Origin of the sequence: Actinomadura rifamycini DSM 43936, from assembly GCF_000425065.1 — a bacterium.
In the GTDB taxonomy this organism is placed as follows: Bacteria; Actinomycetota; Actinomycetes; order Streptosporangiales; family Streptosporangiaceae; genus Spirillospora; species Spirillospora rifamycini.
The window spans coordinates 120632-144924 of sequence record NZ_AULB01000010.1 but is presented as its reverse complement, the minus strand read 5'-3'; the positions used below and the strand labels follow the sequence as shown (position 1 = coordinate 144924).

General features: G+C 76.8%; 24 protein-coding genes. 14 read left to right on the top strand and 10 right to left on the bottom strand.

Going from position 1 to position 24293, the window contains the following annotated elements:
- Positions 1 to 40 precede the first annotated feature (40 nt).
- From H505_RS52315 to H505_RS0109305, 5 genes are all read left to right on the top strand, one after another.
- Entirely contained in the window at positions 41 to 1318 is a 1278-nt protein-coding gene (locus H505_RS52315; protein WP_084550067.1) for a tyrosine-type recombinase/integrase, read from the top strand.
- A gap of 669 nt (positions 1319 to 1987) precedes the next feature.
- Positions 1988 to 2683 carry a DedA family protein gene (locus H505_RS40840; RefSeq protein WP_051300473.1) on the top strand — a complete coding sequence of 232 codons (696 nt, stop codon included), beginning with the start codon at positions 1988 to 1990 and terminating at the stop codon, positions 2681 to 2683.
- 108 nt (positions 2684 to 2791) lie between these two features.
- Entirely contained in the window at positions 2792 to 3574 is a 783-nt protein-coding gene (locus H505_RS0109315) for a phosphatase PAP2 family protein (RefSeq protein WP_026401757.1), read from the top strand.
- Between the two features lie 251 nt (positions 3575 to 3825).
- The gene (locus H505_RS0109310; RefSeq protein WP_026401756.1) at positions 3826 to 4764 is read left to right on the top strand and encodes an ABC transporter ATP-binding protein; all 939 of its coding nucleotides are present in this window, start codon (positions 3826 to 3828) and stop codon (positions 4762 to 4764) included.
- On the top strand, positions 4761 to 5639 hold the full coding sequence (locus tag H505_RS0109305) for an ABC transporter permease subunit (RefSeq protein ID WP_157432948.1): 879 nt from the start codon (positions 4761 to 4763) through the stop codon (positions 5637 to 5639). Before H505_RS0109310 ends, H505_RS0109305 begins: the two co-directional genes overlap by 4 nt.
- Positions 5640 to 5786: 147 nt before the next feature.
- Here the strand turns inward: H505_RS0109305 and H505_RS40835 are convergent, their stop codons facing one another.
- Together H505_RS40835 and H505_RS40830 are read right to left on the bottom strand one after the other, a co-directional pair.
- Positions 5787 to 6500 carry a response regulator gene (locus H505_RS40835; RefSeq protein WP_051300472.1) on the bottom strand — a complete coding sequence of 238 codons (714 nt, stop codon included), beginning with the start codon at positions 6498 to 6500 and terminating at the stop codon, positions 5787 to 5789.
- Positions 6497 to 8413 (bottom strand): sensor histidine kinase, encoded by a 1917-nt coding sequence (locus tag H505_RS40830; protein WP_051300471.1) that lies wholly within the window; start codon positions 8411 to 8413, stop codon positions 6497 to 6499. The genes H505_RS40835 and H505_RS40830 overlap by 4 nt, the downstream gene beginning before the upstream one ends.
- A 225-nt stretch (positions 8414 to 8638) precedes the next feature.
- On the opposite strand from H505_RS40830, the gene H505_RS40825 reads away from it, so the two are divergent.
- The 6 genes from H505_RS40825 (at position 8639) to H505_RS0109265 (ending at position 14017) form a co-directional block, all read left to right on the top strand.
- Positions 8639 to 10201, top strand: a complete 1563-nt coding sequence (locus H505_RS40825; RefSeq protein WP_051300470.1) for a sensor histidine kinase — start codon at positions 8639 to 8641, stop codon at positions 10199 to 10201.
- Positions 10202 to 10286: 85 nt separating this feature from the next.
- On the top strand, positions 10287 to 10952 hold the full coding sequence (locus H505_RS0109285) for a response regulator (RefSeq protein ID WP_026401754.1): 666 nt from the start codon (positions 10287 to 10289) through the stop codon (positions 10950 to 10952).
- Positions 10953 to 11007: 55 nt separating this feature from the next.
- Positions 11008 to 11667 (top strand): RNA polymerase sigma factor, encoded by a 660-nt coding sequence (locus H505_RS40820; protein WP_233617856.1) that lies wholly within the window; start codon positions 11008 to 11010, stop codon positions 11665 to 11667.
- Positions 11664 to 12524 (top strand): methylated-DNA--[protein]-cysteine S-methyltransferase, encoded by an 861-nt coding sequence (locus H505_RS0109275; protein ID WP_084550036.1) that lies wholly within the window; start codon positions 11664 to 11666, stop codon positions 12522 to 12524. The genes H505_RS40820 and H505_RS0109275 overlap by 4 nt, the downstream gene beginning before the upstream one ends.
- A gap of 78 nt (positions 12525 to 12602) precedes the next feature.
- The gene (locus tag H505_RS0109270; protein WP_026401752.1) at positions 12603 to 13661 is read left to right on the top strand and encodes an NAD-dependent epimerase/dehydratase family protein; all 1059 of its coding nucleotides are present in this window, start codon (positions 12603 to 12605) and stop codon (positions 13659 to 13661) included.
- 104 nt (positions 13662 to 13765) lie between these two features.
- Positions 13766 to 14017 carry a hypothetical protein gene (locus H505_RS0109265; RefSeq protein WP_026401751.1) on the top strand — a complete coding sequence of 84 codons (252 nt, stop codon included), beginning with the start codon at positions 13766 to 13768 and terminating at the stop codon, positions 14015 to 14017.
- A gap of 139 nt (positions 14018 to 14156) precedes the next feature.
- On the opposite strand, the gene H505_RS40815 is transcribed toward H505_RS0109265, so the two are convergent.
- Genes H505_RS40815 through H505_RS0109250 form a run of 3 tightly spaced genes read right to left on the bottom strand, consistent with a single transcriptional unit; the run spans position 14157 to position 16333 of the window.
- Positions 14157 to 14432 (bottom strand): CDGSH iron-sulfur domain-containing protein, encoded by a 276-nt coding sequence (locus H505_RS40815; protein WP_051300510.1) that lies wholly within the window; start codon positions 14430 to 14432, stop codon positions 14157 to 14159.
- The gene (locus H505_RS40810) at positions 14407 to 15162 is read right to left on the bottom strand and encodes a HemK2/MTQ2 family protein methyltransferase (RefSeq protein ID WP_064743564.1); all 756 of its coding nucleotides are present in this window, start codon (positions 15160 to 15162) and stop codon (positions 14407 to 14409) included. Before H505_RS40810 ends, H505_RS40815 begins: the two co-directional genes overlap by 26 nt.
- Positions 15163 to 15208: 46 nt before the next feature.
- Positions 15209 to 16333 carry an iron-containing redox enzyme family protein gene (locus H505_RS0109250; protein ID WP_051300469.1) on the bottom strand — a complete coding sequence of 375 codons (1125 nt, stop codon included), beginning with the start codon at positions 16331 to 16333 and terminating at the stop codon, positions 15209 to 15211.
- 234 nt (positions 16334 to 16567) lie between these two features.
- On the opposite strand from H505_RS0109250, the gene H505_RS0109245 reads away from it, so the two are divergent.
- Together H505_RS0109245 and H505_RS0109240 are read left to right on the top strand one after the other, a co-directional pair.
- On the top strand, positions 16568 to 17161 hold the full coding sequence (locus tag H505_RS0109245; RefSeq protein WP_026401749.1) for a cysteine hydrolase family protein: 594 nt from the start codon (positions 16568 to 16570) through the stop codon (positions 17159 to 17161).
- 12 nt (positions 17162 to 17173) lie between these two features.
- Positions 17174 to 18160, top strand: a complete 987-nt coding sequence (locus tag H505_RS0109240; RefSeq protein WP_026401748.1) for a GlxA family transcriptional regulator — start codon at positions 17174 to 17176, stop codon at positions 18158 to 18160.
- A gap of 52 nt (positions 18161 to 18212) precedes the next feature.
- Here H505_RS0109240 and H505_RS47455 read toward each other — a convergent pair whose 3' ends face one another.
- From H505_RS47455 to H505_RS0109220, 4 genes are all read right to left on the bottom strand, one after another.
- Entirely contained in the window at positions 18213 to 18782 is a 570-nt protein-coding gene (locus tag H505_RS47455) for a TetR/AcrR family transcriptional regulator (RefSeq protein ID WP_051300468.1), read from the bottom strand.
- Between the two features lie 22 nt (positions 18783 to 18804).
- Positions 18805 to 19431 carry an IMPACT family protein gene (locus tag H505_RS40800; RefSeq protein ID WP_051300509.1) on the bottom strand — a complete coding sequence of 209 codons (627 nt, stop codon included), beginning with the start codon at positions 19429 to 19431 and terminating at the stop codon, positions 18805 to 18807.
- A gap of 45 nt (positions 19432 to 19476) precedes the next feature.
- Positions 19477 to 20301 (bottom strand): DUF3152 domain-containing protein, encoded by an 825-nt coding sequence (locus H505_RS40795; RefSeq protein ID WP_245592471.1) that lies wholly within the window; start codon positions 20299 to 20301, stop codon positions 19477 to 19479.
- A 174-nt stretch (positions 20302 to 20475) separates the two neighbouring features.
- Positions 20476 to 21255, bottom strand: a complete 780-nt coding sequence (locus H505_RS0109220; protein WP_026401747.1) for an HAD-IIA family hydrolase — start codon at positions 21253 to 21255, stop codon at positions 20476 to 20478.
- Positions 21256 to 21530: 275 nt separating this feature from the next.
- Between H505_RS0109220 and H505_RS0109210 the strand changes: the two genes are divergently transcribed.
- Positions 21531 to 23243 carry an AMP-binding protein gene (locus H505_RS0109210; RefSeq protein WP_026401746.1) on the top strand — a complete coding sequence of 571 codons (1713 nt, stop codon included), beginning with the start codon at positions 21531 to 21533 and terminating at the stop codon, positions 23241 to 23243.
- On the opposite strand, the gene H505_RS40790 is transcribed toward H505_RS0109210, so the two are convergent.
- On the bottom strand, positions 23200 to 24207 hold the full coding sequence (locus H505_RS40790) for a helix-turn-helix domain-containing protein (protein ID WP_051300467.1): 1008 nt from the start codon (positions 24205 to 24207) through the stop codon (positions 23200 to 23202). The genes H505_RS0109210 and H505_RS40790 overlap by 44 nt on opposite strands.
- Positions 24208 to 24293: the final 86 nt, after the last annotated feature.

Here is a 24293-nt window from a genome sequence, read left to right as displayed (position 1 = left end):
ACGGTGCCGTGTGTCGGTGGTGGGCGGTAGCGTCCGCGGGGTGCGTCCGATCGATGTTGAGCGTGTGTCCGTGGGCGAGTGCGTGGACCGGTATGTGGAGATGGTTCGGGCGAAGACGGTGACGGGGGCGTTGTCTCCCGGGACGGCCGAGGTGTATGCGCGGGACGCGGCGACGTTCGCGGAGTTGGCCGGTGCGGATCGGGTTCTGGACGATCTGACGGGTGAGGACGTCGATGCGGTGCTGTTGAGGTTCGCGCGGAAGCCGGACGGGCGGCGGCGGGTGGGTGCCGGGTCGTCGGGGTCCGGTGGTGCGGGGGGTGCGGGGGGTGCGGGGGGTGCGTTGCAGAGTGCGGCGTCGCAGGCGCGGTTTCGGCGTTCGGTGTCGGCGTTGTTCCGGTATGCGGTGGTGGCGGGGTGGGTGCAGTTGAATCCGATGGGGGCGGTGACGGTGCGGCCGCGGCATCGGGGCGGGTTGCGGGCGGAGCGGCGGGCGTTGACGGTGGAGCAGGCGGAGGGGCTGCTGGGTGCGGCGCGGGACATGGCGGAGGCGGGTGAGGGGCGGGGGCGGCGGCCGGATCAGCGGACGGAGTTGCGGGACGGGTTGATCGTGCTGCTGCTGGCGGCGGTGGGGCCGCGGGTGTCGGAGTTGACGCGGGCGAATGTCGAGGATTTCTTCGTCAACGGGGGGACGCGGTATTGGCGGGTGTTCGGTAAAGGCGGGCGGACGCGGGACGTGCCGTTGCCGGGGCCGGTGGTGGAGGTGCTGGACGCGTATGTGGCGGACGGGCGGCGGTTGCTGGACCGGGGGCGGGAGCCGAAGGCGCTGTTGTTGTCGTGGCGGGGGCGGCGGTTGGCGCGGGGCGATGTGCAGGGGGTGATCGATCGGGTGCTGGCGGAGGTGGAGCCGGGGCGGCGGCGGAGTGTGACGCCGCATGGGCTGCGGCATACGACGGCGACGCATCTGCTGGCGGCGGCGACGGACATGGACGCGGTGCGGCGGGTGCTGGGGCATGCGGATCTGGCGACGCTGGGTCGGTACCGGGACGAGTTGCCCGGTGAGTTGGAGGCGGCGATGCGGGTGCATCCGCTGCTGGGTTCGGCGGTGCGGGACGGGCCGGGGTCGGGGGCGTCAGATCCAGCCGAGTTCGGTGGGCTGGGGGAAGCCGGTGTGCCAGGCGCCGTAGGCGGTGAGGGCGAGGGCGGCGGGCGCGAACGCGATGATGACGGCGCGTCCGAGGCGGTGCCGGGTGTGCCAGCCCCACGCGGTGAAGGCGGCGGCGACGGCGATGCCCATGAGGGCGGTGCCGCCTTCGAGTGAGTTGGTGGTCCAGGTGACGCCGACGATGAGGGCGGGGGCGAGGGTGAGCCGGGCGGGCGGGGCGGGGCGGTGGGCGAGCGCGCGGGTGAGGGCGGCGGCGACCAGGGCGGTTCCGGCGTACCAGATGTAGTGGCCGGCGACTTCGTCCCACAGGTGGACGACGGGGAGGCCGGGGGTGTCGTTGCCGACGGAGTTGGCGGCGAGGTGGATGCCGTGTCCTTCGACGTAGGTGATGGCGCCGGTGAGGTAGAGGATCCAGGCGGTGCGGTCGGCGCGGGCGGTGTGGAGCGCGGCGGCGGCGGTGAGCAGGACGGCGTAGGGGGTGAGGATGTCGGCCCAGTCGGCCCAGCGGGTGTGGCCGATGGTGCCGAGCCCGGCGAGGCCGAAGCCGATGTGGTGGGTGAGGCCGTAGAGGAGGGCGCAGGCGGTGAGCCAGCGCAGGGGGCGTGCGTCGTGTTCGGCGGTCGGGTGGGTGTGCGGTTCGGCGGGTGCGGCCGGTGGCGTGGTCATGCCCCTCCCCTGGTTCGGCGGGTGTCCATCATGGCGCGGGTGGGGCGGTGCCGGTCGGTCGGCTCGTCCGTGAGGCGGGGCGGGTACTGCCGAAAGTGGGGGGTGGTGTTGGTCGTTCGGCCGATGCCCGGGGCGGTGCCCGGTTTCTAGCGTCGTGGCATGGACGGTGTAACGGAACTGGTGCATACGGCGGTGACCTCGCCGTGGTTTTACCTCGTGCTCTTCGCGGTGGCGGTGATCGACGGGTTCTTCCCGGTCGTGCCGAGCGAGAGCACGGTCATCACGGCGGGCGTGTACGCGGCGTCGGCGGGGCAGCCGGACCTGGTGCCGGTCGTTGCGCTGGCGGCGGCGGGCGCGTTCATCGGCGACCACGTCTCCTTCACCGTGGGGCGGTTGTCGGGAGGGCGGCTGGAGCGGCGGTTGCGGCCGGGGACGCGGCGGCACGGCGCGTTCGCGTGGGCGGGCCGGACGCTGGCCGAGCGCGGCGGGCTGATCCTGGTGGTGGCGCGGTACGTGCCGGGCGGGCGGACGGCCGTGACGATGACGATGGGCGCGGTCGGGTATCCGCTGCGCTCGTTCTCGATGTTCGCTTCGATCGCGGCGGTGTCGTGGGCGCTGTACGGGGCGCTGCTGGGGTATGTGGGCGGGGTCGCGTTCGAGAATGATCCGATCAAGGGCGTCGCGGTGGGTCTGGGGCTGGCGCTGACGGTGACGGCGGTGGTGGAGGCCGTCCGTTTCGTGGTGCGTCGGCGCCGCGCGTCCGCCGTCTCCCCCGTGCCGGGCGGCGCGGACGGTGCGGAGGGCGGGCGGAGTTCCGCGGATACGCCTCGTGTGGGGACTTTTCCCGGTGCGTGATCGTCCGACGTGACACGCTTTCCTTTCGGGTGACCGTAGGGTGAACTTTCGCGGTCCGCGAGGGGTCTGACCCGTGGAGCGGATCGCGTCGATGTGGAGAGGGAGAGGATGCAGGCGCCAGAGTTCAGCGCGGATCTCTACCGGGAGATCAGCGAGTTCGCGCACGGCACGCCGTCATGGGTGCACACGGTGGCCGAGATCGGTACGGACGCGGGGTTGCTGCTGTTCGCCGCGCTGTTCGTGGCGGGCTGGTGGCGGGCGCGCGGCGCGGACGCGCGGGCGATGGGGCTGGCGCTGGCGGCGCCGTTCGCGGTGGTCGCGGCGTACCTGGTGAGCGAGGTGTCCAAGACCTTCATCGAGGAGGAGCGTCCGTGCCGTGCGGTGGCGGGCGCGATGAACATCGTGGAGTGCCCGGCTCCGGGCGACTGGTCGTTCCCCAGCAACCACGCGACGATCGCGGCGGCGTCGGCTGCGGCGATCGTGGTGGCGTGGCGGGCGATGGCCCCGGTCGTGCTGCCGCTGGCGCTGCTGATGGCGTTCTCGCGGGTGTTCGTGGGCGTGCACTATCCGCACGATGTCGCGGCGGGGTTCGTGCTGGGGTGTGTGGCGGCGCCGGTCGTGGCGTTGGTGCTGATGCGGGTGGCGGCGCCGCTGGTGGAGGCGTTGCGCGGTGTGCCGGTCGGTGCGGCGCTGCTGGGTCCGCGTCCGGCGGCCGCCGCTGCTGCGGCGGGTGTCGCCGGTGGGCCGGTGCCGGGCGGTGCCGTCGCCGGGGCCGCCGCGTCTCCGGCGGGGGCGGCGGTGGATCCGGGCGCGGGGCCGCGGGTGGATTCGGCGGTCACGATGCCGGACGTCATGGGCGGCGTGGTGCCGCGGCGGGAGCCGCGCCCCTGATCCTCGCGCGCGGGTGACCGCTGGCGGCCCCTCGGGGGTGGTCGCGGTGGTCCCTGTGTTCTTGACGGGCCGTTCCCGCGGCGTGGAAGCGTCGCGGGGGCGGCCCGTCGGCATGTCCGGGGTTCGGCGGCGATTGCGGCCGCGGGTCCGGAGATTGACGAAAGTGGGGGGACGCCGGTGCCGTTCGCGCACTGCTCGGCCCCTCCCCCGGCTCCTAGGTTCGTGCAGGTGAACACGGATCGGGAGACGCGATGATCACTGTGCGGGGATTGACGAAACGGTACGGCGGCCGCACCGCCGTCGACGGCCTGACGATGGACGTCGCCGCGGGGCGGGTGACGGGGTTCCTCGGCCCGAACGGGGCGGGGAAGTCCACGACGATGCGGATGGTCCTGGGCCTGGACCGCCCCACCTCCGGTGAGGCGCTCATCGGCGGCCGCGCCTACCGGGACCTGCCGCGTCCGCTGCGCGAGGTGGGGGCGCTGCTGGACGCCAAGGCCGTGCATCCCGGGCGGTCGGCGCGGCGGCACCTGCTGGCGATGGCGGCCTCCAACGGCATCCCGGTGCGGCGTGTCGAGGAGGTGCTGGCGGCCGTGGGGCTGGAGGCGGTCGCCGGGCGGCGCGCCGGGACGTTCTCGCTGGGGATGAGCCAGCGGCTGGGCATCGCCGGGGCGCTGCTGGGCGATCCGGGGGTGCTGCTGTTCGACGAGCCGGTGAACGGCCTCGACCCCGACGGGGTGCTGTGGGTGCGGCGGCTGATGCGGTCGCTGGCGGCCGAGGGCCGCACCGTGTTCGTCTCGTCCCACCTCATGAGCGAGATGCAGCTGACCGCGGACCGGCTGGTGGTCATCGGGAAGGGCCGCCTCCTCGCGGACGCGCCGGTTTCGGAGGTGATCGCCGCGAGTTCGCGGAACACGGTGCGGGTGCGCGGCCCGCGCGCGGGCGACCTCGCCGCGCGGATCACGGCCGGGCTGGGCCCGGAGGGGGCGCGGGTGCGGCCGGGCGACGACGGCGAGCTGCTGGTGTCGGGCGCGTCGGCGGAGCAGGTCGGGACGGTCGCGCACGCCGCCGGGCTGCCGCTGTTCGAGCTGACGACCGTCCGGGCGTCGCTCGAGGAGGCGTACATGGAACTGACCGGCTCGAGCGTCGAGTACGACGCCGCGCCCGGCGCGGAGGTGACGGCGCGATGACCGCCCGGGACACGACGGCCGGCGCGACGGCCGGCACGACGATCGGCCGGGCGACGGCCGGGGCGGGTGCGGTCCGGTCCGCGGACGGGCGGGCCCGGCCGGGTGCGGGCGGCGGGTTCCGCGGGGCGTTCGCCGCCGAGTGGATCAAGCTGTGGTCGGTGCGGTCCACCTGGTGGAACCTGGCCGGCGCGGTCGCCATGATGGGCGTGTTCTGCGTGATCCTGGCGACCGACACCGCGACGGACAACACCTCCGGGCAGCCCGGCGTCGAGCCGCCCGGGGCGGTCGCGGTGTCCGACATCCCGGTCGGCGCGATCGACCTGGTGCAGTTCGTGGTGCTGGCCCTGGCGATCCTGGCCGTCACCGGCGAGTACGCCACCGGAAGCGTCCGCACGACGCTGCAGTGCGTGCCGCTGCGCGGCCGAATGCTGGCGGCCAAGGCGTCCGTCGTCGCGGCCGTGACGCTGCCCGCCGGGGTCGTCCTGGTCCTCGCCGGTGCCGCGATCAGTGCGCCGGTCCTGGGCGAGTGGGGCCGTCTGGAGGCGGGCGGTCTCGTGCGGGACGCCCTGGCCGCGGGGGCGTACCTGGCGCTGACGAGCCTGCTGATGACGGGTGTCGCGGCGGTGCTGCGCAGTGCCGCGGCCACCCTCACCACGGCGTTCCTGTTCCTGATGGTGGTGCCGATGTCCCTGGCCAACGCCCGCTCCGACCTGCTGAAGAGTGTGGGGGACGCGCTGCCGGCGACGGCGGGCCGCTACTTCCTGGCCGGGGACGGCGGGCCCTATCCGGCCGCCGCGGGTCTGCTCATCGTGGCGGTGTGGTCGGCGGCGGCCCTGTGGTTCGGCACGGTGATGCTGCGCCGCCGGGACGCCTGACCCGCCCGGACCACGGGCTGGAAAACGGTTCGGACGCCCGGGACGCCGCACCGCGGTCGACGCGTGCGGCGGCCCGGGCGTACGGGGCGGGGCGTCCGGGGACGGGTGCGGAGGCGGGGGCGGGCGCGCTCGGACGGGCCCGCGGCTCTACCGCCCGCCGCCCAGGCCCGAAACCTCCCCGGCGCCACCGCCGCCGGCGTCGGCGGGCGCCCCGTCGACCAGACCGGCCTCATAGGCCACGATCGCCGCCTGCACCCGGTTCCTGACCTCCAGCCGCGTCAGGATGGCCGACACGTACGCCTTCACCGTGCCCTCCACCACGTGCAGCCGCTGGGCGATCTCGGCGTTGGACAGCCCGGCGCCCACCAGCGCCAGCACCTGCCGCTCCCGCGGCGTCAGGTCGGCGATGCGGCGCCGGGCGCGGGCCTCCTGCGACATGCGGCCGCCGCGCAGCTCCCCGATGACGCGGTGCGCCACCTTCGGCGACAGGTACGCCGCGCCGTCCGCGACCGCCCGCACCCCCGCGATCAGCTCGTGCGGGTCGCCCGACTTCAGCAGGAACCCGCCCGCGCCGCCCGACAGCGCCCGGACGATGTACTCGTCCTCCCCGAAGGTGGTCAGCATGACGATCCCCGTGCCGGGCGCGGCGCGGCGCAGCTCCTCCGCGGCGGCCAGCCCGTCCAGCCGCGGCATGCGGATGTCCAGCAGCGCGACGTCGGGACGGTGCGCCAGCACGCCCTCGACGGCCTCCCGCCCGTCGGCGGCCTCGGCGACGACCTCGATCCCGGGATCGGCGGCCAGGATCGCCCGCACCCCGGCGCGGATCATGGCCTCGTCGTCGGCGAGCAGTACGCGGATCACGGGGTTCCCCTTCGTTCGTCGAGCCGCCGCGACAGCACCGAGGTGCTGTAGGCGTCCTTGGTGATGAGGCGTCCGTCGGCGAAGCACAGCCGGTAGACCCATTCGGTGCCCAGCAGGTTGGCCTCCGGGCTGTAGTAGCGGCAGGCGGCGCCCGGCGGTTCGGGCACCGTCGCGCGGACGACGCCGGTCCCGGCCGTCTGCATGGCCGGCAGCGTCCGCTCGGCGTCCGCCTGGTCGGCGCCGATCCGCAGGGCGCGGTAGTCGGCGGGTTCCAGCACCGAGTTCAGCGTGACGTAGACGTGGTGGCCGGCCATCACGGCGCCCAGCAGCGCCAGCAGCGCCGCCGGGACGACGATCGCGGTGATCAGTCCGCGGCGGACCCGGCGGCGCGCCCACTCCAGGTACCGCGCGGACTCGCTCACCGGCCCCGGCGCCGCGCCCGGGTCGCCGGTGTCGCCGGGGGGCAGCCCGAACGTGGTGCGCAGGGCCGTCGTAGCGGGCGATGCGGCGTCCGCGGACGGGGCGGGGGCGGCGTGCGGGGGGCGGCCGCCGGGGCCTTGCGGGTCCGCGGGCAGGCGTGCGGTGACCCGGAAGCCGCCGCCGGGCAGCGGCCCGGCCTGCAGGACGCCCCCGGCGAGCCGGACGCGTTCGGACAGGCCGGTCAGGCCCCGTCCGCCCCCGGAGGGCAGCAGCGGCGCCGCGTCGGGCGGCGGGTCGTTGGTGACCGACACCACGAGCACCTCTCCGGCGGCGCCGTCGGGGAGGCCGTCGGCGGTGCGGGACAGGCTTACGGTGACGGCGGCGCCCGGGGCGTGCTTGGCGGCGTTGGTGATCGCTTCCTGGACCACCCGGTGCGCGGCCAGCGCCAGCATCGGCTCGGCCGCGAGCATGGCCGCCGCCCCGCCGCCGTCCGTCCCGTCCCCGCCGCCGTCCGTCCCGTCCTCGTCGTCGGCCAGGCGGACCGGGACGCCCGACGCGCGGGCCCGCTCGACCAGCTCGGGGATGCTTTCGCGGCCCGGCCGCGTGGGCGCCTGCGGCGCGGTGCCCGCGGGAGCCGCGGCGTCCTCGCGCAGCACCCCGATGATCTCCCGCAGGTGCTCGGTCGCCTCGGCGGCGCCCGCGCGCAGCTCCGCCGCCGCGGCCCGGTGCCGCTCGTCCAGCCCCGGCGCGACCTGCAGCGCGCCCGCCCGCACCGCTATCAGCGCCAGCTCGTGCCCGAGGGAGTCGTGCATGTCCTGGGCGATGCGGGCCCGCTCGCGCAGCCGCTCCTGCTCGGCGATGATGCGCTGCTCGCGCTCCAGGCGCTCGGCGCGGTCCCAGCCCGCCCGGACCAGCTCCTGGTACTGCCGCCAGTAGCGGCCCATCAGCCACGGCAGGACGCCCAGCAGCACCAGCCACACCGTGCTGGGGAACCAGACGGTCACGTCGAGGTCGCGGAGGATGCTGAGCGCGACGCCGCCCGCCAGCACGAACGCGAACCCCCACAGCACCGGCCGCGACCGCTGCGACCGCAGGCCCGTGAGGTAGGCCAGGACGGGCATGGCGAACACGAAGTTGCCGTGCAGGGCGGTCGTCGAGATGCCCAGGATCAGCGCCGCGATCGGCAGCGCCCGCGACATCGCGACCACCACCGCCATCACCGCGATCCCGGCGGGCTGCAGCCACCAGGACGCCGAGTCCGTCTCGAGCGGGGCGACCGCGTTGATCGCCGGGGGCAGCACCAGGACGGCCCACAGCAGCGTGTCGCGCGCCCTCATCGCGCGCGTCGGCCGCCGCACCGCTTCCCGCGCCGCGCGCACCGCCGCTCCGACCCGGGCCGCGACCGGGACGCGCGCCGGAGCGGGCGCGGGCGCCGGTTCCCGCGGCGCGTCCCGTCCGGAAGGGTCGTGGACACGGGAGGCGTAGTCGTTCACCCGCCCACGCTACAAGTGGGACGATCTGCGCTGATACTGACGAAAGTCAAGGTCCGCGGCGCTCGCCGGGCCTTCGCCCCGGCCTCTCCCCCGGCCGTAACCGGCCCGCCCGGCGACGCGCGTTCCCTCCCGCGCACGCGGTCACGGACCGAGTCGCCCCGCCCTTCCTCCCGGCCCGTCACACTGACGGTCACGCGGTGGGGCGGCCTCAATTACGGTTGGGCCGTGACCACCCCACCGGCCCTCCCCCCGGACGCTTCCGCAGACGCCTCCCCCGGCGACCCCGCGGGACGCCCGGCGGGGGGACGCGCGGGCCGGCGCGCGCGTCCGCTCGTCCGGCGGCTGCGGACCCGCGCGGCGGCCCTCGCCGCCGACCCGGAATCCGGGGCCCCGGAAAGCGGGGCCCGTACCGCGCGGCGGCCGCCGGTCCCGCGCGGGGACGCCGTGCTCGCCGCCGTCGCGCTGCTGGCCACGCTCGGACTCAGCATGGCGGCCGTCCGGCCCGGCGACCGGAACCTGTGGCCGGCCGGCGCCGCGATGATCGTCGCGGCGACGCTGGCGCTGGCCGTGCGGCGGCGCCACCCCGCGATCGTGCTGGCCGTCGCGATCACGGTGCCGCAGGTGTACTACCCGCTCGGGTACCCCGACGGGCCGATCATGCTCGTCTCCTACATCGCGCTGTTCAGCGCGGCGGTCGAATGCCGGCTGATCGTGCCGCTGAGCGCGGTGTTCGCGTCGAACGCCGGGTTCATCGTGGCGTCGGTGCTGTGGGGCGACAGCAACTCCGACCCGGACGCGCCGCTGGACGCCCAAGGCTTGGCGGCGTTCACGCTGGGTCTGCTGGCCACGGTCGGCGCCGGCCAGTACATCCGCGGTCGCCGCGCGCAGGCCGAGGCCGCCGAGCGGCGCGCGGCCGCCGCCGAACGCGACCGCGAGCAGGAGGCGCGGCGCCGCGAGACGCAGGAGCGGCTGCGGATCGCGCGGGAGCTGCACGACGTGCTGGCCCACCAGATATCTCTGATCAACGTGCAGGCGGGTGCGGCGCTGCACCGCCGCGACGACCCCGAGCGCGCCTACGCGGCCCTGGAGGCGATCAAGGCGGCGAGCAAGGAGACGCTGCGGGAGCTGCGCGGGGTGCTGGGCGTGCTGCGGCAGGTCGACCAGGACGGCGACGCTCCCGGCCGCATCGGCGGCGAGGGCCCGGTGCCGGGCGGCGGCCCGGTGGCGCCGGTGCCGTCGCTGGCGCGCGTCGGGGAACTGCTGGAGCAGACGGCCGCGGCGGGACTCGTCGTGCGGCGCGCCGGCGACCTGGCGCCCGCACCCGACACCCCCGCACCCGACGCGACGGGGGCCGACGCGACGCCGCCCGACGCGACGGGGGCCGAGGGGAACGCGGCGGACGGTACCGCGGCGGACCGCGCGGATCGGGCGGACCGCACGGGTCTGGAGACGCTGGCGACACTGCCCGCGCCGGTCGGCCTCGCCGGATACCGCATCGTGCAGGAGGCGCTGACCAACGCCGTCCGGCATTCCGGGGCCGAGAAGGTCACCGTCGAGATCCGCCGCACCCCCGCCGCGGTGATCGTCCAGGTCGTCGACGACGGCGCCGGCGCCCCCGCGGACGCCGCCGCGGGCGGGGACGGGCTGCGCGGGATGCGCGAGCGCGCCGCCGCCGTCGGCGGCGAGCTGATGGCCGGGCCCGCCCCCGGCGGCGGCTTCCGGGTGTGGGCGCGGCTCCCGCTGGGCCGGCCGCCGGACGGCGCGTCCGGACCGGGCGGCCGGGCCTGACCCGGCGGCGGGACGCACGGCGCGCCGGGCGGGCGCGGAAACGGGTGAGCGCGGCGCGACGGGCGCCGCTGAAGGAGGAGATGGCGTGATCCGGGTAGTGCTGGCCGACGACCAGACGCTGGTGCGGGCGGGTTTCCGGTCGATCCTGGAAGGCGAGGACGACATTGAGATCGTCGCCGAGTGCGGGGACGGCGAACGGGCCGTGCGGCTGGCCGCCGAGCTGCGGCCCGACGTGGTCCTGATGGACATCCGCATGCCCGTCCTCGACGGGCTCGAGGCCACCCGCCGCATCACCGGCGACCCGCGCCTCGACGACGTCCGCGTGGTGATCCTGACGACCTTCGACCTCGACGACTACGTCTACGGGGCGATCAAGGCGGGCGCCAGCGGGTTCCTGGTCAAGGACACCGAGCCGCCCGAGCTGATCCACGGCGTGCGGGTCGTCGCGCGCGGCGACGCGCTGCTGGCGCCGACCGTGACGCGGCGGCTCATCGCCGAGTTCGCGTCCCGCATCAGCACGCCGCCGCCCGCCGCGCGGCTCGACGCCCTCACCGACCGGGAACGCGAGGTGCTGGCCCTGGTGGCGGCGGGGCTGTCCAACGAGGAGATCGCCGGGCGGCTGGTGCTGTCTCCCGCCACCGCCAAGACCCATGTCAGCCGTATCCTGGCCAAGGTCGGGGCGCGCGACCGGGCGCAGCTGGTCGTCCTGGCCTACGAGACCGGCATGATCCGCCCCGGCTGGCTCGGCTGACGGCCCCGCCCGGGGCGGGGTGCAACCGGTCCGGGCGGTGCGGTGTTGAACGGAAGTGACGGTTACGACGGAGGCACCGGCGATCGGCGACGCACCGCAGGCCCGCGACGTCCCGGCCCCGCCGGACGAACGCGGCGCCGAGGTCGCCGCGGCGCTCGCCGGCGACCTGGACGCGGGGTTCGCGGTGCTGTACGAGGCGTACCGGGGTGTGGTGTTCTCCACCGCGCTGCGGCTGTGCGGCCGGTGGGCCGAGGCGGAGGACCTGTCCGCCGAGGCGTTCCTGCGCGCCTACCGGGCGCTGTGCGGGTACGGGCCGGACCGGATCGCCGCGCTGCGGCCCCGCGCCTGGCTGCTGACGATCCTGATGAACCTGTGGCGCAACGGGCTGCGGTCGGCGGCGCGGCGGCCGCGGCCGGGCCCGCTGGAGGACGCCGGCGATCCGCCCGACCCGGCCGAGGGCGTGGAGGACGCCGCGGCGCGGCGCGAGACCGGCCGGGAACTGGCCGCGCTGCTGGCCGGGCTGCCCGAGCGGCAGCGCGCCGCCGTGGTGCTGCGGCACGTCGCCGACCTGCCCGTCGCCGAGATCGCCGACGTGCTCGGCCTGCCGCAGGGCACCGTCAAGTCGCACATCTCCCGCGGATTGGCCCGCCTGCGCGCCGCCCGCGAGGACGACCAGGGGACGCGGCGTCCCGCACAGCGAGGGGGGAACCGATGACCCGCACCGATCCCGCGAACAGTCCCGCGAACGGCCCCGTGTTCGGCCGTGCGGACCGCCGGGCCGATCGGCCCGGTTCCGGTCCGGCGCCCGACGCGGCGCTCGATCCGGCGGGCGGCCTGGCCGCCGATCTGGCCGCCGGTCTGTCCGGGCTGGCCGCCGACGCGCCGCCCGGGCTGCTGGACCGCATCGCCGCGCGCCGCGTCTGCGTCCCGGGCCCCCTGCCGGACCTGCACGTCGCCTTCACCGACCGGGGCGTGGCGTTCCTGCGCGCCGGGCTGGACGCCGAGGCGTTCACCGCCGCGTTCCGCGAACGGTTCGCGCGGCCGCTGCTGCCCGCCGACCGTCCGCCCGCCGGGCTGCTGCCCGCGCTGCGCGCCGGCCGCCCCGCCGGGGTCCCGCTCGACCTGCGCGGCCTCACCGAGTTCGAGGCGGCGGTGCTGCGCGCCGCCGCCGCCATCCCGCGCGGGCAGATCCGCCCCTACGCGTGGGTCGCGCGGGAGGCGGGCCATCCGCGGGCGGTGCGGGCCGTCGGGACGGCGCTGGGCCGCAACCCCGTCCCGCTGCTGATCCCCTGCCACCGCGTCACCCGCTCCGACGGGTCCGCCGGGCAGTACGTGTTCGGCGACGACGCCAAGCTGCGGCTGCTGCGCGGCGAGGACGTCGACGTGGACGCCGTCGCCGACCTCGCCCGGCGCGGCACCCGGCTGATCGGCAGCGGCACCACCGGCATCGTGTGCTACCCGACGTGCGGCGACGCGCGCCGCATCACCCCCGCCCACCGCCGCGGCTTCGCGAACCTGGCCGCCGCGCGGGCCGCCGGGTACCGGCCGTGCGCCCGCTGCCGCCCCGCCTGACCCGTTCCCCCGCATAGTTCCGCACGTGGCGGGAATGGGGCGTCCACCTGCGGGGACGACCCAAGGAGGGGAACGAGCATGCGCGTCGTCGTGATCGGCGCCACCGGCAACATCGGCACCAGCACCGTCCGGGCGCTGGCCGCCGACCCGGACGTCACCCGGATCACCGCGCTGGCCCGCCGGCTGCCCGGCACCGGCGCCGGAGACACCGAGAAGACCGAGTGGGTCGAGGCGGACGTCACCGACAGCGACCTGGTCGCGCCGATGCGCGGCGCCGACGCGGTGATCCACCTGGCCTGGCTGTTCCAGCCCACGCACCGCCCGGCGGTGACGTGGGACGCCAACGCCGTCGGCAGCGCCCGCGTGTTCGACGCCGCCGCCGAGGCGGGCGTGCCCGCGCTGGTGTACTCCTCGTCGGTGGGGGCCTACTCGCCGGGGCCCAAGGACCGCGCCGTGGACGAGGGGTGGCCGACGCACGGCTGGCCCGGCGCCGCCTACAGCCGCGAGAAGGCGTATGTCGAGCGGCTGCTGGACGCGTTCGAGGCGGCCCATCCCGACCGGCGCGTCGTGCGGATGCGGCCCGGGTTCGTGTTCGAGCGGCAGACCGCGGCGCAGCAGCGGCGGCTGTTCGCCGGTCCGCTGCTGCCCGGCCGCCTCGCCCGCGCCGACCGCATCGGGGTCGTGCCGGACATGCCGGGCCTGCGGTTCCAGGTGCTGCACTCGGCCGACGCGGGCGAGGCGTTCCGGCTCGCCGCGGTCCGGGACGTGCGCGGCCCGTTCAACATCGCCGCCGACCCGGTCATCGACGCCGCCGAGCTCGCCGACATGCTGGGCGCCCGCACGGTGCGGGTGCCGCAGCGGGGCGTGCGGGCCGCGCTCGCCGCGGCGTGGGGCCTGCACCTGGTGCCGGCCTCGCCGGGGCTGTTCGACCTGGCGATGGAGCTGCCGATCATGGACACCGCGCGGGCCCGCACGGAACTGGGCTGGACGCCGCGGCACTCGTCCCGCGAGGCGCTGCTGCAGTTCCTGGAGGGGCTGCGCACCGGCGCGGGCCGCGACACCCCGCCGCTGGCGCCGGGCACCGGCGGCCCGGGGCGCGTCCGCGAGTTCGCCACCGGCGTCGGCCGTCGCCCCTGACCGCACGCGCGCGGCCCCGGCGGGCCGCGACGGCATCGCATCGACCACACCGACGTCCCGGCCCCGGGCGCGCCCCGGGGCCGGGTCATCCGAGGAGGGCCCTCATGGCCACGATCACTTCCGCGCACCTGCACGACCTGCTCGCCTCCACCGACCGCGACGCCGCGCTCGTCGTCGTCGAGGGCCGGGCCGCCGTGGTGCCCTCGTCGCCCACCCGGACCGGGGAACCGGGCGACGCCCTGGTCATCACCACCCGCGACGCCGTGATCGCCGAGCTCGACACGGGCGCGAACGAGGAGCAGATCGAGCAGCTCGCCCAGCGCCTCGACGTCGCCCTGGACAGCCTCGGCGGCTGACTCCCCCGGCCGGGCCGACGCGCGATCCATGTTACCGACCGGCCGGCCGCCGCTCCGTCCGCGCCCGAGTCCCCGTCCGTCCGGGCGCGGCTCGCTGCTGCGCGAGGGCCCGGACGGACGGGGTTCCCCGGCGGGTCGGTCAGTCCGCGCCGCTCCCGCTCGAGCCGTCGTCCGCGCCGTCGCCCGTTTCCTGGGACGGGCGTGCGGGACGTGCGCGGCGGCGGTGGCTGGTGTCGCAGAACGGGTAGGCGCGGCTGCGGCGGCAGGCGCACAGCGCCACCGTGAAGCGGTCCGAGGCCACCACCCGGCCGTCCTCCAGCTCCACCTCGACCGGGCCCTCCACCAGCACCGGGCCGCCCTTGACCAGCCGCACCCGCCGCCGGTCGGCGTCAGGCCGCCCGCCGGGCGCCGTCACGCCGTCCACCTCGCTCACCGCCCCCCGCGGGCCCGCCCCGCCCGCCGTATCCACCGCGCCCGTTGTGTCCGTGGTCGCGCGTCCCGGTCAGGTCGGCCCGCACCACCACCAGCTCCTCGTGGCGCTGCCCGCACCGCACCGCGCCCCGCGCCTCCAGGCTCGCCGCCCGGCGCCGCATCACCGGCCCGAACGGCTCGTCGCGCCGCGCCGCCACCACCGGGCGCGTGCCCGCGTCCCGCAGCGCCACCAGCGTCGCCGCCACCCCGCTCAGCGCCGACTGCACCACCAGCAGCGTCCCGCCCGGCGCCAGATGGGCCGGGGCCTGCGCGCAGATCCGGTCCAGCAGCGCCCGCCCGCACGGGCCCGCCTCCCACGCCCGGGCGCGGCCCCGCACCTCCTCCGGGAAGGCGTCGCCGATCACGTACGGGGGGTTGGCGACGATCACGTCGAACCGCTCCCCCGCCACCGGCTCGAACAGGTCGCCGCGCAGCACCCGCACCGGCAGGTTCCGCAGCCGCGCGTTGACCCGCGCCGCCAGCACCGCGCCCGCCGCCACGTCCACCGCGACGACCTCGCGGGCCCCGCAGCGCGCGGCCGCCACCGCCATCGCGCCCGTCCCGGTCCCCACGTCCAGCACCCGGGCGCCCGCCGCGACGCCCGCGCGGCGCAGCGCGCCCGCCAGCAGGGCGGTGTCGGCCTGCGGCCGGTACACGCCCGGCGGCCTCAGCATCGGCACATCGCCCCTGTACCGCGAGAAAACCATGACAAACCCCCCATCAGCCGCATGCGATCCGGTCACCGGGCGCCGCCCCCGCGAGGGGACGCCGCAGCGACGACCGCGGCGGGTCCGATCCCCACGCGCCCAGCAGGTGCGCCGCGAGCCGGTCCTCCAGCAGGCCCGTCGCCCGCACCCCGAACGTCACGTCCGCCGCCAGCTCCGGCTCGTCCGCCAGCAGCCCGCCGATCACGTCGTGCCGCAGCACCTGCTCGTGGACGGCGTCGGCCTCGATGTGCTCGGTGTAGAACAGCAGGGCCCGCGGCCCCGCGCCCAGCCGCTCCAGCGCCCGCGCCATCCGCCGCGCGGCGGGCGCCGTGGTGATCTCCGCGGCGGCGAAGTGCCCCACCAGCGCGCCGCGCAGCGACCGGCGCAGCCCGAAGCACGACATCATGTTCACCGTCGCCAGCATCGGCGCCGGGGCCGCGTCCACGTAGGCGCCGTAGGCGGAGTCCAGGCCCAGGTCCTCCAGCAGGTCGGCGTACAGCCCGGCGTGGATGCGGTCGGGGCGGCCGCCGCCGAACTCGTCGTGCTCGACCGCGACCAGCGCCGTCTTGGCGCGGCCCCGCAGCCGCGGGATCACCCAGGCGTGCGGGTCGGCCTCCTTCAGGTGGTACACCGAGCGGTGCGCGGCGTGCTCCAGCAGCTGCCACCGCTCCCCCGCGTCCCGCAGGTGCCCGGTGACGCCCCCGCCGCCGTCCGCGGGCTCCACCAGCAGCTCGTCCAGGGCGTCCTCCAGCTCCGCCCGCGCGTCGCGGCCCGCCCGCGCGGTCGCGGGCGCCGCGGTGCCGGCGCGCAGGGCGTCCAGGAAGACCGCTTCGAGCGCGCCGCGCAGCCGCAGCAGCTCGGGGTCCCACTCCCAGTCCGGGGAGACGCCGGCGAACCCGCGGTAGTGCAGCTCGTAGCAGACGTGCAGGGCCAGCTGCAGGTCGTCGCCGTAAGGGTCGGCGGACCCCGCGTCCCGCGGCAGCGGCGCGGCCGCGCCCGGCCGCCCCGGGCCGCCCGGGGAGCGCCCCGCGAGAGTCTCGATCACGGCGCGCGACAGGGGGCCGCGCGGCTCCGGCAGGACGGGCGCCGCGTCCCTCCCGCCCGGTCGCAGCGGCGGCGCGCTCTGCTCGACTGCCATGTCCCCTCCCGTGGTCGGATCCCGTCGCCCCCCGGTACCCGCTCACCGGGCGCCCATACGCCGCCCCGGCCATGCGCCCGGTCACACCCGCTGGACACCGGCGAGACGCCCGAGGCCGCGGACCCGGCCACGGCCACGGCCCGGGCCGGGGCGCCGCGCCGCTGACCGGATCGTTCCGGTGCGCGCCGGGATCGGGCCTGCCGCAAGGGCGCCCCGCCCGGCAGGATCGCGGGCATGAACCGAGCGCTTCTCGTCATCGACGTCCAGGAGTCCTTCCGGCGGCGGCCCAACTGGCGGGCCGTGTCGGCGCCCGACATCGCCGACCGCGCCGCACGGCTCGTCGACGCCGCCCGCGCCGCCGGCGACACCGTCGTGTGGGTGCTGCACACCGAACCCGGCAGCGGCACCCCCTTCGACCCCGCCCTCGGCCACGTGCGGCTCATGGACGGCCTCGAGCCCGCGCCCGGCGAACCCGTCGTGACCAAGACCTCCCGCAACGCGTTCACCACCACCGGGCTGCAGCGGCTGCTCACCGCCCGCGGCGTCCGCGAAGTGGTGATCTGCGGCATCCAGACCGAGCAGTGCTGCGAGACCACCGCGCGCCTGGCCGCCGACCTGGGCTACGGCGTCGTGTTCGTCACCGACGCCACCGCCACGTTCCCCATCGAGCACCGCGACGCGCCGCCCGGCCGCGACCTGGACCGGATCCTCGCCGACCCCGCGACCCTGCCGACCGACCAGATCATCGCCCGCACCGAGTACGCCCTCGCCGGCCGGTTCGCCGCCATCGCCGCCCTGGACGACCTCGCCCCCGCGTCCGCCCGGTAGGCTGACCGGATCGTGACCAGGATCGTCTTCCTGCTCGTGCCCGGCGTGCACCTGCTCGACCTCGCCGGGCCCGCACAGGTGTTCTTCGCCGCCTCCGACGTCCTCGGCGACCCCGCCGACTCCGCCCCCGCCGCTTCCGACCCCGCCGCCCCCGGCCCGGAGCGCGCCGCGGGCACCGGCGGGGGCGGGTACCGGCTGCTGTACGTGGCCGAGCGGGAGGGCGTCACCAGCGCCCAGGGGCTGCGCCTGGACGCCGGCACCCGCTGGCCCGACCCGGATCCCGGCGACGTCCTGCTGGTCCCCGGTTGGCGATGGTCGACCGGGGCGCCGCACACCGCCCCGGTCGGCGCCGACACGGCCCGCCGCATCGCCGCCCACCACGCCGCCGGGGGCCTGGTCGCCAGCGTCTGCGCGGGCGCGTTCGCCCTCGGCCAGGCCGGGCTGCTGGACGGCCGCCGCTGCACCACCCACCACGAACTGCAGGACGTCCTGGCCCGCCGCCACCCGCGCGCCTCCGTCGTCCGCGACGTCCTGTACGTCACCGACGACCGGGTCGTCACCTCCGCGGGGATCGCCAGCGGGATCGACCTGGCGCTGCACCTGGTCGCCGCGCGGCACGGTCCCGGCGTCGCCGCGCGGGTCGCCCGGACGATGGTGGTGTACGCGCGCCGCAACGGCGAGGAGCCGCAGGACGGCGTCATGCTGCGGCACCGCGCGCACCTCAGCGACGCCGTCCACCGGGTGCAGGACGCGATCGACGCCGGGTACGCGCGGCCGCTGCCGCTGGCGGCGCTGGCCGCCGCGGCCGGGGTCAGCGAGCGCACCCTCACCCGCCGGTTCGCCGCCGCGACCGGCCTCACCCCGCTGCGCTACCAGCAGGAGCTGCGCCTGGAGCGGGCCGAGCACCTGATCGGGCAGGGCGCCACCGCCGAGTCCGCCGCCCGCGCCGTCGGCTTCGCCGACGCCCGCATGCTGCGCCGCCTGCGCGCCCGCGCCTGACCGCCCCCCGCCTGCCGTCCCCACCGACCGGTGCCCGCGGCAAGCAAGCGCGTCAGCGGTCGGGGCGGGCCAGCGCCCCGGTCAGGAACAGCGCGGTGACGGCCGCGCACGCCTCCTCCACGCCCATCCGCCGCCGCACGACCCGCGACACCACGCCCTCCAGCAGGCTGAAGTACAGCTCGGCGAGGGTGTGGACGGGGATGTCGCGGCGCAGCGACCCGCCCGCGGCGCCGCGCTCGAACACCGTGCGCAGCGGCCCGACGAGCCGGGCGTCGACGCGGCGGACCTCCGCGGGGCCCTTGTCGAGCAGCCCGAGCGCCCGGTACTTGCTGATCACGGCGATCGTCGCGCGGGTCGTCCGGGCGATCGCCTCCTCGGTGGAGACGGCGTCGAGGCGGGCGGCGGCGAGCCGCTCGCCCAGGTCGGCGAACGCCGCCTCGTACAGGGAGCGCAGCAGCGCGTCCCGGTCGGGGAAGTAGCGGTCCAGCGTCGCGCGCGCGACGCCCGCGGCGCGCGCGATGTCGGCCATGCTCGCCTGCTCGCCGTCCTCGGCCAGCACCGTCGCCGCCGCGTCGAGGATCCCCGCCCGGACGCGGTCGGGCCGCACCGTGCTCCTGGTCATCGCCCCAAGGGTACCGGCGTCCTCACGGGACGACCGGCACCTCGACGTGCCCGGCGGCGCCGGTCCGCACCGCCGCGCGTCCCGCGGTCGCCTCCGCCGCCCACGCCGTGAACTCTTCGACGCGCTCCGCCGGCACCGTCGCGTCCGCCTCCACGCCCGCCCCGTAGCGGACGTCGGCCGGCTGCCCCCACCGCGCGTGCAGGTCGCCGAGGAACCGTCCGGCCAGGTCGTGGCCGACCGCGACGGTCACCGTCACCACCGGCCGCAGCTCCACCACCCCGGCCGCGTCGACCGCCGCCGACACCGCCTGCCCGTAGGCGCGCACCAGCCCGCCCGCGCCGAGCTTCACCCCGCCGAAGTAGCGGGTGACGACCGCCGCGGTCCCGGTCAGGCCGCGCCGCACCAGCACCTCCAGCATCGGGATCCCGGCGGTGCCCGCCGGTTCGCCGTCGTCGCTGCTCTTGGTGATCTCCCCGTGCTCGCCCACCACGTAGGCGGTGCAGTTGTGGGTGGCGTCGCGGTGCGCGCGGCGGTGCGCGGCGATGAACGCGACCGCCTCGTCCTCGTCGGCGACCCGCGCCAGCGTGCAGACGAACCGGGACCGGCGGACCTCCAGCTCGCGGGTCACACCGCCGCCGATCATGCGCACGGGCACCGCCGGCCGCGCCGGGAACAGCAGATCATCGCCCGTACCCTACCGGCCTCCGGCCGGGGCGCCGCCCGGGTGGGGCCAGGGGTTGGGGCGGCACCCGTACAGCGACTTGGTCTGCTGCACCATCACCGGCGCCCGCTCGCCCGGGCCGGGGCACGACCGGTGCCCGTGCCCGAGGGCGTGCCCCACCTCGTGGTTGACGAGGTACTCCCGGTAGGACAGGACGTCGCGGCCGTAGGAGTCGTCGCCGGACGCCCACCGCAGCGCGTTGATCACCGACCGTTCGCCCTCCCGGCACGACAGCTGCCCGCCGGTGATCAGCGGCGCGCACACCCGGTCGGTCAGCGCCGGGGACGACAGCGACACCCGGAACCGGACCGGGCCCCCGCTCACCCGCCGGAACCGCATCGCGCCGCCGTGGCCCCAGCCGCGCGGGTCGTTGAGGATGCGGTGCACCTGGTCGGCGAACCGGGGGCCGGTGAACGGCAGCCCGCGCTCCACCTCGACCAGGTAGTCCACGACGGGCCCGCGCGTCCCGGCGGGCGGCGCAGTCGTGCCGGGGACGACGGCGTACCCGCCGCCCGCCGACCGCGGGATCTGCACCGGTGCGGGCTGCCGCCGCCCGTTGACGAGGGGGCCGGACTCTCCGGCCTGCGCGCCCGCCCGGCCGCCCGCCTGCGCGCTCGCCTGGCCGCTCGCGGGGGTGCGGGGCGGGCCGCCGGACGACGACACCACCGCGACGGTCGCCGCGGCCGCGGCGACGGCCAGCGCCGCGGCCGTCCCGGCCGCCCACCGCGCCCGCCGGCGCCCCCGCCTGCGGCGGTGGGACGGGCGGGGCGCGGCGGCCGGGTCCTGGAGATCGTGCACGGTGCTCCGCTCGGCGGTCGGGCACCGGGGCGCGCGGCCGGGACGTCGCCGCACGGCCGAGCGCCGCGCCCGCGGACGTCCCCCGTGGCCCGCCGGTGCGAGAAGATGATCGTCACCGATCGTAACGGGGGGCGGCCGGCGCGGGCGCCGCCGGGGCGCCGCGCCGGCGGCGGGCTAGATCAGCTCGACCAGGTCGGCGATGGACGCCGCCACGCGGGACGGGCGGAACGGGAACCGGCCGATCTCGTCCTCGCGGGTCACCCCGGTCAGCACCAGGATCGTCTCCAGGCCCGCTTCGACGCCCGCGACGATGTCGGTGTCCATCCGGTCGCCGATCATCGCGGTGGACTCGCTGTGGCCGCCGACGACGTTCAGCGCCGTCCGCATCATCAGCGGGTTGGGCTTGCCGACGAAGTACGGTTCCACGTTCGTCGCCCGGGTGATCATCGCGGCGACCGCGCCGGTGGCGGGCAGCGCGCCCTCGGGCGACGGGCCGATCGGGTCGGGGTTGGTCGCCACGAACCGGGCGCCGCCCTCGATGAGCCGGACGGCCTTGGTGATCTGGGAGAAGCTGTAGGTGCGGGTCTCCCCCAGCACCACGTAGTCGGGGTCGATGTCGGTCAGCACGAAGTCGTTCTCGTGCAGCGCCGTCGTCAGCCCCGCCTCCCCGATCACGTACGCCGACCCCTGCGGGCGCTGGTCGGCCAGGAACCGCGCGGTCGCCAGCGCCGACGTCCAGATCGACTCGGCGGGCACCCGCAGCCCCAGCGCCGCCAGCCGCGCCGACAGGTCGCGCCGGGTGTAGATGGAGTTGTTGGTGAGGATCAGGAAGGGTTTGCCGGAGGCGGCGAGGCGGTCCACGAACTCCTCGGCGCCGGGGACGGGCCGCCCCTCGTGCACCAGGACACCGTCCATGTCCGACAACCAGTACTCGATCGGCCCGCGCTCGGTCATGTCCCCATTGTCGCAGGTGGAGATCACCGCTCCGGACGAGCGGGCGCCCGCCGGCGCGGCCCTCGGGGCCGGCGCGCCGCCCGCCGCCCGCCGCCCGCCGCACGGCGGGCACGCGGCCGGGGGCGCGCCGGGAGCCGCCCGGGAGCATGCCGGGGGCGCGTCGGGGCGTTGACCTGGACGTGACGCGGGTCATACATTTCCGGGACGGCGCACCGAACCGTGTTCGGCGTCCGGTGCCGGGCGGGAGGGCGCCGCGACCCGCTGGAGGCGCGAAGGTGCGGAGCATCGCCGAGGTCCGGGCGGCCATGACGGCCCCCGGGCAGCCGTTCGAGATGGACGAGATCGACATCCGCGGGGTGCGGACCCGCGTGTGGAAGCACGCGCCGCCCACCCTGCGGGACGTGCTGGAGGCGTCCCGCGCGCACGGCGACGCCGACTTCATCGTCTACGAGGGCGACCGGCTGACGTTCGCCGGCCACTACGCGCGCGCCGCGGCGTTCGCCCGCGCCCTCGTCGAGCGGTACGGGGTGCGCAAGGGCGACCGGGTCGCGATCGCGATGCGCAACTACCCGCAGTGGTCGGTGGCGTTCTTCGGCGCCGCCGCCGCGGGCGCCGTCGCGGTCCCGCTGAACGCGTGGTGGAGCGCCGCGGAACTGGAGTTCGGGCTGCGCGACAGCGGCGCGCGGGTGCTGGTCGCCGACGCGCAGCGCGCCGAGCGCCTCGCCGGCGTGCTGCCCGGCCTGGACGCCGCCGTCCTGGTCGCCCGTCCCGCCGAGACGGGCCCGCCGGCGGGCGCCGAGGACTTCGACGCCGTGGTCGACGCGGCCCTGCACGCCGCGGGGGGCGCGGCGGCGGCCGTCCCGCCGGACGTCGCGCTCGAGCCCGAGGACGACGCGACGATCTTCTACACGTCCGGCACGACCGGCCGCCCCAAGGGCGCGCTGGGCACCCACCGCAACATCACCGGCAACCCGATCGGCCTCGCCTACGGGCTGGCGTCGGCGGGGGTCCGCGCGGGCCGCCCGGTGGCGGAGCTGATGGCGCCGCAGCGCCGGGTGACGCTGCTGAGCGTGCCGCTGTTCCACGCCACCGGCTGCCATTCGGTGCTGGTGTCCAGCGCCCTGCAGGGCGGCACCGTCGTGCTGATGTACAAGTGGGACGCCGCCGAGGCGCTGCGGCTCATCGAGCGGGAGCGGGTCACCGGGTTCGGCGGCGTGCCCACCATGGCCTGGCAGGTGCTGACCTCGCCCGACTTCGACGCCTACGACACCTCCAGCCTCACCGGCGTCAGCTACGGCGGCGCGCCGGCCGCGCCCGCGCTGGTCGACACGATCCGCGAGCGGCTGCCCGACCGGGTGCCGGGCAACGGGTACGGGCTGACCGAGACGTCGTCGGTCACCACCTACAACGGCGGCGTCAACTACCTGGAGCGGCCCGACAGCGTCGGCCCGCCGGTGGCGGTGTGCGACGTGAAGGTCGTCGGGCCGGACGGCGCCGACCTGCCGGCGGGCGAGGTCGGCGAGCTGCTGATCAAGGGGCCCAACGTCATCAAGGGCTACTGGAACCGGCCCGAGGAGACCGCCCGCGCGTTCGCGGACGGCTGGTTCCGCAGCGGCGACCTGGCCCGCGTGGACGCCGACGGGTTCGTCTACATCGTCGACCGGGCCAAGGACATGCTGATCCGCGGCGGGGAGAACGTGTACTGCGCCGAGGTGGAGGCGGCCCTGTACGAGCATCCGGCGGTGGCCGACTGCGCGGTGATCGGCGTCCCGCACGACGTGCTGGGCGAGGAGGTCGGCGCCGTGGTCGTGCCGCGGCCGGGGGCGGAGCTCACCGCCGGGGACGCGCGGGAGTTCCTGGCGGGGCGGATCGCGGCGTTCAAGGTCCCGGCCCACTGGTGGTTCCGCGCGGAGGGCCTGCCCCGCAACCCCGGCGGGAAGATCCTCAAGACGCGGCTGCGGGAGGAGCTGCTGGCCGCGCCCCGCTAGGCGCGGACCGGGCGGGCGCGGTTTCGCGGGTGCGGCGGAAGGTGCGGCGGTAGGCGTCGGGCGGGACGCCGACGGTGCGGTGGAAGTGCCGGCGCAGCGTCGCGGCGCTGCCCATGCCGGTGGCCGCCGCGACGGCGTCGACGCCGTCGTCGGTGGTCTCCAGCAGTTCCTGGGCGAGGCGGATCCGCTGGGTCAGCAGCCACTGCAGCGGGGTGGTGCCGGTCGCCGCCCGGAAGTGGCGGCCCAGGTTCCGCGGGCTCATCCGGGCGCGGCGGGCCAGGTCGGTCACGGTCAGCGGCCGGTCGAGCCGCTCGATCGCCCACGCGAACAGCTCGGCGAGGGGGTGGCCGTCCGGGGCGGGCACCGGGGCGGTGACGAACTGGGCCTGGCCGCCGTCGCGGTGCGGCGGCACGACCAGGCGGCGCGCGACCGCGTTGGCGACCGCGGAGCCGCGGTCGCGGCGGACCAGGTGCAGGCACAGGTCCATGGCGGCGGCCTTGCCCGCGGAGGTCAGGACGCTGCCCTCGTCCACGTAGAGGACGTCCGGGTCGACCCGGACGCGGGGGTGGCGGTCGGCGAGCGCGGCGGTGTGCGCCCAGTGCGTGGTCGCGCGCCGGCCGTCCAGCAGGCCGGCGGCGGCGAGCACGAACGCGCCGGTGCACAGGGACGCCACGCGCGCTCCGGCGGCGTGGGCCGCGCGCACCGCGTCGACCAGTTCGGCGGGCGGGTCGGCGCCGGTGTCGGCCCAGCCCGGCACGATCACGGTCCGGGCGCGGGCGAGCCGGTCGAGTCCGGCGTCGGGTTCCAGGGCGAACCGGCCGATCCGCACGGGGGCCGGCCCGCACACGGCGAGGTCGTACCAGGGGCCCGGCACGCCGGCCGGTGCGGCGCCGAAGACCTCGTGGGCCAGGGACAGCTCGAAGTGGAGCATCCCGTCGGTGACGGCCAGCGCGACGGTATTCATGTCCGAAAGTGTACGGATCATGGCGTTCCAGACGCTCGCGGCCGGGCGGGTGCCCGCGCCAGAATCTCCGTGGTTGATCGTTCAAG